This is a genomic window from Bittarella sp. HCP28S3_D9, from assembly GCF_052065655.1.
Taxonomy (GTDB): domain Bacteria; phylum Bacillota; class Clostridia; order Oscillospirales; family Ruminococcaceae; genus Bittarella; species Bittarella massiliensis.
Window position 1 is genome coordinate 1 of the sequence record NZ_JBQHTP010000037.1, and the last position, 13,051, is coordinate 13,051.

At 64.3% G+C, this 13,051-nt stretch carries 8 protein-coding genes; 5 read left to right on the top strand and 3 right to left on the bottom strand.

Annotated elements, in window-relative coordinates; genetic code table 11:
- Positions 1-173 precede the first annotated feature (173 nt).
- Positions 174-800 (top strand): flavodoxin family protein, encoded by a 627-nt coding sequence (locus tag ACTNAU_RS13020; RefSeq protein WP_441098655.1) that lies wholly within the window; start codon positions 174-176, stop codon positions 798-800.
- A 63-nt stretch (positions 801-863) separates the two neighbouring features.
- Here the strand turns inward: ACTNAU_RS13020 and ACTNAU_RS13025 are convergent, their stop codons facing one another.
- Both ACTNAU_RS13025 and ACTNAU_RS13030 read right to left on the bottom strand, forming a co-directional pair.
- Positions 864-2,102, bottom strand: coding sequence for an MFS transporter (locus tag ACTNAU_RS13025; protein ID WP_441098656.1), 1,239 nt, complete (start codon positions 2,100-2,102; stop codon positions 864-866).
- 125 nt (positions 2,103-2,227) lie between these two features.
- Positions 2,228-2,896: a TetR/AcrR family transcriptional regulator gene (locus tag ACTNAU_RS13030; RefSeq protein ID WP_216401844.1), complete on the bottom strand. Its 669-nt coding sequence runs from the start codon at positions 2,894-2,896 to the stop codon at positions 2,228-2,230.
- A 1,162-nt stretch (positions 2,897-4,058) separates the two neighbouring features.
- Here ACTNAU_RS13030 and ACTNAU_RS13035 point away from each other — a divergent pair.
- The 3 genes from ACTNAU_RS13035 to groL all read left to right on the top strand — a co-directional run bounded on the left by ACTNAU_RS13035 (position 4,059) and on the right by groL (position 9,139).
- The gene (locus tag ACTNAU_RS13035; RefSeq protein WP_256136373.1) at positions 4,059-6,719 is read left to right on the top strand and encodes a calcium-translocating P-type ATPase, PMCA-type; all 2,661 of its coding nucleotides are present in this window, start codon (positions 4,059-4,061) and stop codon (positions 6,717-6,719) included.
- 439 nt (positions 6,720-7,158) lie between these two features.
- Positions 7,159-7,443 (top strand): co-chaperone GroES, encoded by a 285-nt coding sequence (locus ACTNAU_RS13040; protein WP_059004920.1) that lies wholly within the window; start codon positions 7,159-7,161, stop codon positions 7,441-7,443.
- Positions 7,444-7,510: 67 nt separating this feature from the next.
- Positions 7,511-9,139: a chaperonin GroEL gene (gene groL, locus ACTNAU_RS13045; RefSeq protein WP_185914940.1), complete on the top strand. Its 1,629-nt coding sequence runs from the start codon at positions 7,511-7,513 to the stop codon at positions 9,137-9,139.
- Between the two features lie 692 nt (positions 9,140-9,831).
- Here groL and ACTNAU_RS13050 read toward each other — a convergent pair.
- The gene (locus ACTNAU_RS13050) at positions 9,832-10,836 is read right to left on the bottom strand and encodes an RNA polymerase sigma factor (RefSeq protein ID WP_441098657.1); all 1,005 of its coding nucleotides are present in this window, start codon (positions 10,834-10,836) and stop codon (positions 9,832-9,834) included.
- A gap of 167 nt (positions 10,837-11,003) precedes the next feature.
- Between ACTNAU_RS13050 and ACTNAU_RS13055 the strand changes: the two genes are divergently transcribed.
- A partial coding sequence (locus ACTNAU_RS13055) for a hypothetical protein (RefSeq protein WP_441098658.1) occupies positions 11,004-13,051 on the top strand: 2,048 nt, incomplete at its 3' end.

Sequence of the window (13,051 nt, forward strand, 5' to 3'; positions counted from 1 at the left end):
CGGGCGGCGGCGGGTGGGGGGGGGGCGCCCCCGCCCCCGGGCCCCCTTTGCCGCCGCTGAAAAACCGTTTGGAAAAAAGAGGGCGGCCGTGCTATACTAAAGCACAGAGAGACGTGAGGACAGGCGGCCCGCCCCGGGCGGGGCCGCCCACAGTGAGAAGGGAGAGCAGCCTGATGAGAGTTTTGCTGGTCAACGGGAGTTCCAATAAAAACGGGTGCACCTTTACCGCCCTGTCGGAGGTGGCCGCCACCCTGGAAGAGGAGCAGGTGGAGACCGAGATCTTGCAGTTGGGGGCCGACCCGGTGCGCGACTGCATCGGCTGTGGCGGCTGCCGGAAGATGGAGCGCCGCTGCGTCTTTGACAGCGACGTGGTCAACCGGCTCATCGAAAAGGCCGAGGGAGCCGACGGCTTTGTCTTTGGCACCCCGGTCTACTACGCCCACCCCAGCGGGCGGATCCTCTCGGTGCTGGACCGGGCCTTTTACGCCGGCAGCGCCGCCTTCGCCTACAAGCCGGGGGCGGCCGTGGCCTCGGCCCGCCGGGCGGGGACCACCGCCTCGCTGGACGCGCTCAACAAGTACTTCACCATCGCCAAGATGCCGGTGGTCTCCTCCCAGTACTGGAACATGGTGCACGGCAACACCCCGGAGGAGGTCCGCCAGGACCTGGAGGGGCTGCAGATCATGCGCACCCTGGGCCGGAACATGGCCTGGCTGCTGCGCTGCATCGAGGCGGGGAAGGCCGCGGGCGTCAACCCGCCGGCCCCCGAAGCGCCGCTGCGCACCAACTTCATCCGCTAGGCGTCAAACCGGCGAGAAGGCACACCCGAGAGGGTGTGCCTTCTTTTTTGTGCGCAGGGCGGCCTAGGCGTCGGCAAAGATGCGGCGGGAGAGGAGGGAGAGCCCGGCGGAGAGGATGGCTGCCGCCAGGAGGATGACCCCGCCCCCGGCGGGGAACTGCTCGAAGAGGGCGCCGTAGATGGCCTGCCCCAGGGGCTGGGCGCACATGGAGAGGGCGATCATCAGGGCGATGACCTTGCCCACCAGCTGGGGCGGGGTCTCCAGTTGAACGGCGGCCATCATCTGCACGCTGAAGACGGTGGCCAGGGCCATGATGAAGAAGCTGAAGGCGGTGATGAGCCAGAAGCCGGCGGCGGGGGAGAGACCCAGCAACAGCGGCAGGGCCAGCCCCCCGGCAAAGGCGCTGCAGAGGAGGAGCAGCCGGGGGGAGTGGCGCAGGGTGAGGCGGCTGCCCGCCGCGGCGACAAAGAGCCCGCCGCAGAGCCCGCCCAGGGCCCCGATGCCCTGAAAGAGCCCCAGCATCCGGTCGCTCATCCCCAGGGTGTCCACCACGACCACCGGCAGGCCCACCGTCATCACCGAGGTCATCACCAGGTTGATGGCGGCCACCAGCAGGATGACCTTGGCCAGAAGGGGCTTTTCCCGGCGGATGTAGCGGGTGCTGTCGCGCAGATCGGCGCGGACGATCGACAGGGCCCCCGGCCCCTTTTCCCGGGGGGTGAAGGGGATGCGGATAAAGAGCTCCATCACCGCCGAGGCAAAAAAGCAGGCGGCGCTGATCTCCAGGATGGGGAAGATGCCGAAGGCGCCGAAGAGCATTCCCCCCACGATGGGGCCCAGCAGCCCCGAGAGGGAGGAGATCTGGTTGATGACCGCCCCGCCCCGCAGGACTTGCTCCCCCTCCACCAGGGCGGGGATGCTGGCCTGCACGGCGGGCTGGTAGGTGCCGCTGATGCCGTAGAGGAGCATCAGCGCCACCAGGACGAGGGGGACCAGGGGCAGCCGCCCCAGCCCCAGGTAGACCGAGACCACCAGCAGGGCGGTGAAAAAGTCCAGCGCCACCATGATGTTGCGCTTGTTGACCCGGTCGGCCAGCACCCCGCCGAGAAAGGAGAGGGCGATCATCGGCAGGAAGGAGCAGGCGCTCACCAGCCCGAAGAGGGCCGCCGAACCGGTTTGGCGCAGCAGGTAGAGGGGGAGGGCGAAGCGGAGGATGGCGTTGCCGAAGAGGGAGACGATCTGGCCGATCGCCACCAGGGTGAAATCGCGGCGGAAGAGTTTGGCTTTGGTCGTGGTGTTCATGGATACCTCCTGATTTGTAAATATAGATACCGACCGACGGTATGTATATTGTCAAAAAAGAGCTGCTCCGCAGGGGGAGCAGTTTTTTGACAGGTCGGCGGGGGAACGAGGGGACAGGGCGGGCACTAGGGGCGGTCCTCTTCGCCGGAGAGGTGCCGGGCGGTGTGGCGAAAGAAGGTCGCCTCCATCTCGTCGTCGATGATGTCCAGCCCCACCCCCTCAAAGAGGCGGCGGAGCACCTGGGCGCGGTTTTGCATCTCCTCCCCGGTGGCGGGGACGAAAAAGGGGTTGGCCCAGAGGTTGAGCAGCAGCGAGATGGCCTGGGCCAGCTCTTTGGGGTGGATGGCCCGGGGCAGCGAGCCATCGCGCAGCCCCTCCTCGATGACCGGCTGCACGTAGTGGGGGGCCACAGTGGAGATGACCTCGTCGAACTGGGTGCGCAGAAAGCGAGGGTCGAGCACCGTCTGCGCCACCATCGAGACAAAGTCGTGGTCGTTCTGGTTTTGGCAGGCCGTCTCGAGCATGGCCTTGAGCTTTTCCCGGCCGTTTCGCCCCGGGTCGTCGCGGATGGCGGCGTAGAGGGCGGTGTTTTCCTCCCCCAGCTGGCGGCAGACGGCGTCAAAGATGTCCTCTTTGGAGCCAAAGTGGTGGTAGATGGCCCCCTTGGAGAGCCCGCCCAGCTGGTCGACGATGTCCTGGATCGAGGTGTTTTCATACCCCTTTTGGGCAAACAGCCGCCGGGCCACCGCGAGGATCTTCTCCACTGTCTCCTCCGGGTGCTTGTTCCTCGCCATCCCTCTCACCTCACATACATACCGTTGGTATCTATCCTACAGCAGATGTCCCGCCCCGTCAAGGGGGCGGGACTGCTTTTTGCAATTTTGTCGCAGCCACCCCCGCCGGCGGCCGCTGTGCGCCACAGCCCAGGAGCGGGGCCAACTGGTGGCGGGAGCCCCTCAGAGCTTCGCCTTCGACCGAGGCCCAAGGGGCTCGGCTGCCTGCGCGCCCGGCCAAGAGCAGCTGTAAAATGGCAGTCCTGACCTCCGGTGAAGGCGGGAGCGCAATCTCCGATCCTTTGGGCCCCTGTCCCCAGCCGGGGGGGGCTGTCGGCGCGTCTCCACCGCCTCCATGGCGGTGTGGTCCGGCGGCTGGCGCTTTGACGTGCCCATCGTGTGCCGGGCCCCGACAAGCAGAGCTCGACCAGTGGCAGAGATTTTCCCGATGGGCGCCCCCACTGTCCTGCCGTACGCCGAGTTCCAGCGAGCAGGACCCGTTTGGTGACAGAGGCCCTTTCGATGAGCGCCCTTCGCCGCCCCACCGCGCGCTGGGCCCCAGCGAGCAGGGCCCGCCTAGTAGCAAAATCCCTCCAGGCGAGCGTTCACCTGCCGCCCCACCGCGCGCCGGATCCCGTCAAGCAAGGCCTGTCTATTGATAGAGGTCCTCCCAATGAGCGTCCCCCCACCATCCTGCCCTATGCTGAGTTCCAGCGAGTAGGATCCGCCTTAGTAGCAGAACCCCTCTAGGTGAGCGTCTCGCCACCGCCCCTCCCTGTGCCAGGCCCCAGCGAGCAGGGCTCGACCAGTGGTAGAGGTCCTCCTGGTGAGCGTTCCTCTGCTGTCTCGACGTGTGCTGGGCCCCCGACAAGCAGGGCCAGCCTGGTGGCGGGGGCCCTTCCAGCAACCTCCCTCTTGGCGTGCGGCCAAAGCCGGCAGGGGGACAAGCGACGCGGCCCGCCTGCTGCCCCCCTTCCGCCGTCGGAGGGGCGCTTGTCGGGGAGCGCCGAGCGCGGCACCCCAATTTCTCCCCCTTTTCCGCGCTACAGGCCGGCTCATCCCGATACAGGGGGACAGGCCTGGAGCGGACGAGCATATTCCCCGCCCCGGGCTGCATAGAGTGGAGAGAAGGGACAAGTCCCGTCCCCAAAAATGCAGGAATGTTCACAGGGAGGAATGCGACATGACTTCTATGGCGCCATCGCTCTACTACCGCCGGGGGCTCAACCCGATCCAGGTGGAGCAGGCCCGCCAGCGATACGGCTCCAACGCCCTCACCCAGGGGGAGCGCAGCGGGTTTTTCAAGCAGTTCCTGGCCAGCTTCGGCGACCCCATCATCAAGGTGCTGCTCTGCGCGCTGGCCATCAACATCGTCTTTTTGTTCCGCGACTTCGACTGGTTCGAGACGGTGGGGATCGCGGTGGCCATCTTTTTGGCCACCTTTGTCTCCACCCTCAGCGAGTACGGCAGCGAGTCGGCCTTCATCAAGCTGCAACAGGACGCGGCCAGCATCCAGTGCCGGGTCCGCCGGGCGGGGATGGCCGCCTCGGTCCCCATCGACGAGGTGGTGGTGGGGGACGTGGTGCTGCTGCAGGCGGGGGAGCGAGTGCCCGCCGACGGGGTGATGGTGGAGGGGAGCCTCCACCTGGACCAGTCCGCCCTCAACGGCGAAAGCGCCGAGGTGGAGAAAAAGCCCGCCGCCGGAGAGGCGGGGAAAGCCGACCTGGCCGCCCCCAACTGGCTCTTTCGGGGGAGCGTGGTCTGCTCGGGCGAGGGGGCCATGGAGGTGCTGGCCGTGGGGGACAAGACCTTCTATGGCGGCATGGCCCGGGAGATGCAGGAGGAGACCCGGGAGAGCCCCCTGCGGCTGCGGCTGGGGGGGCTGGCCAAGATCCTCTCCCGGCTGGGCTACTGCGCCGCCGCCCTGGTGGCCGTCGCCGACCTCTTCAACGCCTTCTTCCTCTCCAACCACTTCGACCCGGCGGCCATCTCAGCCCTCTTTGCCCAGCCCTCGCTGGTGCTCGAACACATTCTGCACGCCGTGACCCTGGCCATCACCGTGGTGGTGGTGGCGGTGCCGGAGGGGCTGCCCATGATGATCACAGTGGTCCTCTCCTCCAACATGCGGCGGATGCTCAAAGATCACGTGCTGGTGCGCAAGCTGGTGGGGATCGAGACCTCCGGCAGCCTGAACATCCTCTTCACCGACAAGACCGGCACCCTCACCCGGGGCCGGTTGGAGGTGACCCACTTCCTGGCCGGGGACGGCAGGGAGTACAAGACCGCCGCCACCCTGCGGGGGCAAAAGGGGCTCTGGCGGCAGGTGGAGGACTGCTGCCGCTACAACAACCAGGCGGTCATCAGCCCCCAGGGCCCGCTGGGGGGCAACGCCACCGACCGGGCGCTGCTGGCCTTTGCCCTGCCCCAGAGCACCAAGGGCGAGGTGCAGGTGGCCCGGCGGGTGCCCTTTGACTCGGCCAACAAATACGCCGCCGTGACGCTGGAGGACGGACGCACCTTCGTCAAGGGCGCGCCGGAAAAACTGCTGGAGAGCTGCACCAAGTACGTGGACGGGGAGGGGCGGGCCCGGCCCCTGGACTCCCTCAAGCTGCTCAAATTGCGCTGGAAAGAGCTGACCGCCCAGGCGGTGCGGGTGCTGGTGCTCTGCCAGAGCGCCGTCCCGGTGGGGGAGGGGGGCGGCCGCTTTTCCGACCTGACCCTCATCGGATTGGTGGGCATCCGCGACGAGGTGCGCCCCCAGGCCAAGCAGGCGGTGCGCCAGGCCCAGGCGGCGGGGGTGCAGGTGGTGATGATCACCGGCGACAACCGGGACACCGCCGCCGCCATCGCCCGGGACGTGGGCCTTCTGCGGGAGGCCGCCCCCGGCGCCATCCTCGAGAGCGGGGAACTGGCCGCCATGAGCGACAGCCAGCTCAAAGACGCCCTGCCCGGCATCCGGGTGGTGGCCCGGGCCCTGCCCCAGGACAAGAGCCGCTTGGTCAAGGCCGCCCAGGAGCTGGGGCTGGTGGCGGGGATGACCGGCGACGGCATCAACGACGCCCCGGCCCTGAAAAAGGCCGATGTGGGCTTTGCCATGGGCAGCGGCACCGAGGTGGCCAAAGAGGCCGGAGACATCGTGATTTTGGACGACAACTTCCAGTCCATCACCCGGGCCATCCTCTACGGGCGCACCATCTTCAAGTCCATCCGCAAATTCATCGTCTTTCAACTGACCATGAACCTCTGCGCCGTGGGGGTCTCGGTCATCGGCCCCTTCATCGGCATCGACACCCCGGTGACGGTGATGCAGATGCTCTGGATCAACATCATCATGGACACCCTGGCCGGGCTGGCCTTTGCCGGCGAGCCCCCGCTGGAAGAGTACATGGAAGAGCCCCCCAAGCGGCGGGACGAACCGGTGCTCACCCGCTCCATGGTCCACCAGATTGTCTGCATGGGGGTGTTCACCGTGGGCCTCTGCGTGGCCTTTTTGAAGGTGGATCTCTTCAAACACCTCTTCCGCATTGAACTGGGGGAGCAGTACTTCATGACCGCCTTCTTCGCCCTCTTCATCTTCACCGGCATCCTCAACAGCTTCAACGCCCGCACCCCGCGGGTCAACCTGTTTGCCAACCTGGGGGGCAACCGGGCTTTCGTGGTCATCATGGCGGCGGTGGCGGGGGTGCAGCTGCTGCTCATCTACTTTGGCGGCAGCCTCTTCCGGGTGGCGGGGCTCACCCTGCGGGAACTGGCGACGGTGCTCCTCATCTCTACCCTGGTGCTGCCGGTGGACCTGCTGCGCAAGACGGCCCTGCGCAAAAAGGGGATCACCCCCGACATTTGAGACAGCTAAAAAACAGCCTTTTTTAAGGCAATGCTCTCTGCGGCGGGCGGCGCGCCGCAGAATCGGAGAAGACAAAATCACACTCTGTCGCAGAAAATGGCTACAAAACAGTCTCGCGGGAGAAAATTTTTCTCTCGCGGGGCTGTTTTTTGTGTCGAAAGGGCAATTTGACGTGTTCAACAGGTATGGAAAGAGGTTCAAGCCCCTAAACTGAAAAGCAGGGAAGTGCTGTTTTACAGCCAAAGTCGGCCCAAAAATGCACATGGAGGGAAAAAACTGGCCTTTAAATTTGTATAAAATGTAAATTCTTTTGACTTTAACTGATTTTCCGGAAATACCCCTTGATTTTTGCGGGAAAGTGATTACAATGATATTTAGCACTCGGGTATATAGACTGCCAATCCAATGTTACAAAACTATAATATAGGAGGAATTCAGTATGACCATCAAACCCTTGGCTGACCGCGTTCTGATTAAACTGCTCGAGGCGGAAGAGAAGACCGCCAGCGGCATCATTCTCCCCGACGCCGCGAAGGAGAAACCCCAGGTGGCCGAAGTGGTGGCCGTGGGCCCCGGCGGCATGGTGGACGGCAACGAGGTCGTCATGACCCTGAAGGTGGGCGACAAGGTGATCGCCAGCAAATACGCCGGCACCGAGGTCAAGGTGGAAGGCGAGGAATTCACCCTGCTGCGGCAAAGCGATATCCTGGCCATCGTCGAGTAAGACCGGCCCAGACCGCCCGCAGACAACCGCTTACACATCACTACAACTGATAAAGGAGTAAGGCAACATGGCAAAAGAGATCAAATTCGGCGAGGAAGCCAGACAGTCCCTGCAGGCCGGCATCGATCAGCTGGCCGACACCGTCAAGGTCACCCTGGGCCCCAAGGGCCGCAACGTGGTGCTGGACAAAAAGTTCGGCTCCCCCCTCATCACCAACGACGGCGTGACCATCGCCAAGGAAATCGAGCTGGACGACCCCTTTGAGAACATGGGCGCACAGCTGGTGAAAGAGGTCGCCACCAAGACCAACGACGCCGCTGGCGACGGCACCACCACCGCCACCGTTCTGGCCCAGGCCCTGGTCCGCGAGGGGATGAAGAACGTGGCCGCCGGCGCCAACCCCATGATCATCCGCAAGGGGATGCAGAAGGCCGTCGACGCCGCGGTGGACTTCATCGTCACCAACGCTAAAGAGGTCAACGGCTCCCAGGACATCGCCCGGGTCGCCTCTGTCTCCGCCGGGGACGAGACCGTCGGCAAGCTGATTGCCGAGACCATGGAGAAGGTCTCCGCCGACGGGGTCATCACCATCGAGGAGTCCAAGACCGCCGAGACCTACTCCGAAGTGGTCGAGGGCATGCAGTTTGACCGCGGCTACATCTCCCCCTACATGGTCACCGACACCGACAAGATGGAGGCCGTCCTCGACGACCCCTACATCCTGATCACCGACAAGAAGATTTCCAGCATCCAGGACCTGCTGCCCCTGCTGGAGCAGATCGTTCAGGCCGGCAAAAAGCTGCTGATCATCGCCGAGGACATCGAGGGCGAGGCCCTGACCACCATCCTGGTCAACAAGCTGCGCGGCACCTTCAACTGCGTGGCTGTCAAGGCCCCCGGCTTCGGCGACCGCCGCAAGGAGATGCTCCGCGACATCGCCATCCTCACCGGCGGCGAGGTCATCTCCAGCGAGCTGGGCCTGGAGCTCAAAGACACCACCGTCATGCAGCTGGGCAACGCCAAGCAGGTGAAGGTCACCAAAGAGAACACCATCATCGTCGACGGGGCCGGCGCCAAAGAGGCCATCGACGAGCGCATCGCCCAGATCAAAAACGAGATCGCCGCCTCCACCTCCGACTTTGAGAAGGAGCACATGGAGGAGCGGCTGGGCAAACTGTCCGGCGGCGTGGCCGTCATCAAAGTGGGCGCCGCCACCGAGGTGGAGATGAAAGAGCGCAAGCTGCGCATCGAGGACGCCCTGTCCGCCACCAAGGCCGCTGTGGCCGAGGGCATTGTCGCCGGCGGCGGCACCGCCTACCTCAACGCCGTGGGCGCGGTGGCCAAGGTGGCCGCCAGCTGCACCGGCGACGAGAAGACCGGCGCCAACATCGTCCTGAAGGCCCTGGAAGAGCCGGTTCGCCAGATCGCCGCCAACGCCGGCGTCGAGGGCTCGGTCGTGGTCGACAAGATCAAGCGCTCTCGCAAGATGGGCTACGGCTACGACGCCTACAGCGACCAGTACGTCGAGATGCTGGAGAGCGGCATCGTCGACCCCACCAAGGTGACCCGCAGCGCCCTGCAGAACGCCGCTTCCGTCGCCGCCATGGTCCTGACCACCGAGAGCCTGGTCGCCGACCAGAAAGAGGAGAACCCCGCCGCCGGTATGGCCCAGCCCCCCATGGGCGGGATGATGTAAGCATCCGCGCGAGAAACTCCTTCTGAAAAACAGAGCATCACACGCAAAAGAGCCCCTGCCCGGGAGACCGGGTGGGGGCTCTTTTTTGTGCGCGGAAAAATAATTGGCAGGCAACTTTTTTCCCGTGCTTTCAGCCGCGGCTTTTTTCATGCGCGGGGGAATAATTAGCCAGTGACTTCTCTCCATGTTTTCAGCTGTGGCTTTTTTCATGTGTGGGGGGACAAGTCAGCGGGCGCAGGCCGGGTGGGTCATATCCAGGCCGAACATGGTCACCGGCGCGTCTAAATCAAAGGCGAAGTGAGCGCCCTTGGCATCCTGCCAGATGTTGAACTCGGCCCCCTTGTAAGGGCGGTCCTTAACGACGGCGCGGTTGGCCCTGCCTGTGGTGTTGATGGCGGCCGCCAGCCGGCCCCTTTTTTCATGCTTTCAGTTGCAGCTCTTTTTTCATGCGCGGGGAAAAATCAGCCGACAACTTTTCCCCGTGTTTTCAGCTGTGGCGCTCTTTCATGCGCAGGGGGCCGGTCAGCTAGCGACTTTTTCCTCCTTGCTTTTAATGATGTCTCTTTTTTCATGCGAGAGGGGGCGATCTGCCAGCGACTTTTTTCTCCATACCATCAACTGTGCTTTTTCGTGTGTGGGAAACGGTCGGTCGGCAACTTCAGCCGCGGCTTTTTTCATGCGCGGAGAGACGGTCAGGGGAGGGGTGAAACGGAGAAGGGGAGGACCGTTTCATTGCCCGACAGGTCGCGTACGGCCAACCGGTATTCGCCGTCGGACACCCTGGCGCACACCTCTCCGCTGGCGGGGTCGGGCTTTTCCAGGGGCAGGGACTGGCCTTGGCCGCCGGTCAGGCGCAGGCTTTCCCAGTCCACCCCGCTGCCGTCGTCGCGCAGGGTGAGGCGGGCAAAGCTCCCCTCCACCTGCAAGTCCGCAAAATAGGGGGGGATTTGGTCCCCGGCCGGCGCGGCTGGCAAAACCTGCCCGACCAGCAGGACCAAGGCGCTCGACAGGGCGATACAGGCAAGGGCTGCCGGCAGGGTCACCCGCCGCCGGGGCGGAGGAGGAAGCCCCGCCTGCCGGGCGCTCTCCCGCGAGGAGCGGGGCAGCGCCCACCGCAGGGCCAGACCGGCGGGGACCAGGGCAAAACTGTCCTTCAAGTAGAGGAGGAGTTTGGCCTTGGCGCTGGCCAGGGCCCGCTTGACGGTGGCCAGAGAACAGCCCAGTTCCTGCGCGATTTGGCGCAGGGGGACTTGCTGGCAGTAAAAGCGGATGACGGCGATCTTCTCCCGCTCGGGCAGCCGCTGTAGGGCCTGCGCCAGGACGATGGAAGTCTCCCGCCGGTCCAGCGCCCCCTCGCCGGGGGCGGCGTCGGGGTGGGAGGAGAGGGCTGCTCCCTCCGCCAGCGGGGCCCGCCGCTCCCGGCGGAGGATGGTCTGGCAGCAGGAGCGGGTGGCCCGGTTGAGGTAGGCCACCACCGCCTGTGGGTCGCGGATATTGGCGGCATTTTTGTAGAGGGAGGCGTAGCTGTCCTGCACCGCGTCGTCGGCCAGGTGAGGGTTTCCCAGCAGGGCCATGGCCTGGTAGTACTGCGCCTCCACCGTGGCGGCGTACAGCTTGGCAAAGGCCCCCTCGTCCCCCTGCTGGGCCTGTTCCAGCCACCGGCCCAGCTGCTTGTGGCTCACCGTCAAATCAAACACCCTCTCCTCTGCGCTCTTTCCGCAGACAGTATAGCACAGATTCGACCGATTTCGCCACCAATTTAACAGGGAAAAATTCCCTGCATTTTTGTGAGCTTTTTGCCCTCTGACCGACGCCCTATTAATGAGTTATCGTAAGTGTAAACCCAATAGAGGAGGGAAAAAACATGAAATTGGTACAGAGAGAGGGGCGAAAGCCCGGGCGCCCGCAGCGAGCGGCGAGGGGCAAGCCCCTGTGGGGCCGGCTGTGCGCCCTGGTGCTGGCCGCCGCCTTTGCGCTGGCCTGCATTCCTCCCGTACAGCGCACCGCCCAGGCGTCGGTGGCGACCACCGACTACGAAAAGGTATTCACCATCCGCAACACCGGCGGCGCGCCCACCTCATACAACGGAAACGGGAATTTTACCCTTGCCCGCACAGATTCCCCACTATACTGGCGGAAAAACGCCTACAATAATCCTGCTGGTAAGACGAGCGACAGCTGGGGCGGCTTTCAGACCATCAACGCCTTGAGCCTGAACTGCGATTGGGCAGTGACCGCCACCTTTCGCAGCCCGCCCCCGGTGAAAGACCCCAACAACTACTACACCAACAGTGACTTTGGTTTTGCCCTGAACAAAGACCCCGTCCCCTTTGACCAGGGCGACACCTATTGGATGTGGTATAGCCGGGGACGGGGCGTTTACAGTGCCACAGGGGCAGACGCCACCAACACTGAAAACGGCACCTTTCGCACAGTCTGGCAGAAAGACGGTGCACACCAAGAACCCACCTATACAGGTGGACCTGTAGGGGCCTACAACAATGCCAGCCACCAGTTGACCCTCTCCTACGACTGTCAAAAGGACGAGCTCACCATCAAACTGGGCAGTGTCACCGGCACCCAGGGATACATTCGGCAGGCGGCCTTTCCGGGAGGAAAGGTCTATCTTTCGGTGTGGGGACAGATCGAGTGGGATTGGAATGCCCAGATCCCCAACATGCAGATCGACTGCCATTTCGACAGCTTTGGCTACCCCGATTTTGACCCCGCCATCCAGAACATCACCCTGTACAAAGACGGCACCAACCAGGTGGTGGGGGCCAACGACGTGGTCACCCCGGGCACTGTGCTGCGGGTGGAGTCCACGGTGAAAAACAAGGCGTCCGGAGCGGGCAGCCAGACCTTTGACCTGCACCTCAAGACATCGGACGACACCAAAAACTACCCCACCCAGGGACTGCAGTTCATTGCCGACAACAAACACCCCACCTCGGTGGGCGGGACATCGGTGACCACCTCGAAAAACGGCTACACCATTGATGGGCAGTACGGCATCCCCATCACCATGGTGGGGAACACCGAATACAAGGTGGTTTACTATGTCAAGGTCACCGAGAGTAGCGGCCAGGCGGTAAAACTGGGCCAGATGTTGGAGGACGACGTCCTCGCCAACCGCGACTACATCGGTACCACCCTCCTCAACGAGCGGCCCCTGGAGCCGCTGGACCCGGACGACCCCGCCTCGAATACCCAGGTCCCCGGCAGCGACTACCACTACACCCGGCTGCCCAAAGCCAACGAAAACGGCTGGAACAAAGACGACGTGACGGTGCAGTTCTTCGCCGGGGACTTCGACCAGTTCACCATCACCCCCCAGACCGGCTCCGCCGTCACCCTGGCGGACCGGGAGAGCCAGCTCTACGACCAGGAGCAAATTTACAGCCCCACCACCTACCAGGCCAAAGACACCGCAACTGGCGCCGTCTCCACCAAGGTAAACGACCTGGTGAAGGTCGACAAGACCGCCCCCACCCTGGCGTTTGACCAGGACACGGGGGTCCTCACCGCCACAGACGGCCTCTCAGGGGTGTGGCGGCTGTACCGAAAGGGGACGGACGGCCAGTTTGCCCCGGTAAAGACCTTCTCCCTGACCGGGACCGCGGGGAACCAGTCGGGCGCCGGCAGCCAGACCTACACTGCCACCCAAAACGGCATCTACCTGGCGGAGGACGCGGCGGGCAACCGCAGCCAGCCGCTGGCGGTGCAGGTGAGCGAGCCGCCGGTGGTGGAGCGGCCCGAAAATCCGGACACCCCGCCGGTGGGCCCGCCCCTTGACCCGGACGGGGAGCCGGTGCCGGAGGGGGAGGAGCCCGCCCTCGACCCGGAGACCGGCCTTCTCCACCGCACCATCGAGGAGACGGTGACCGAGGTCATCTCTGTCAATCCGCCCCT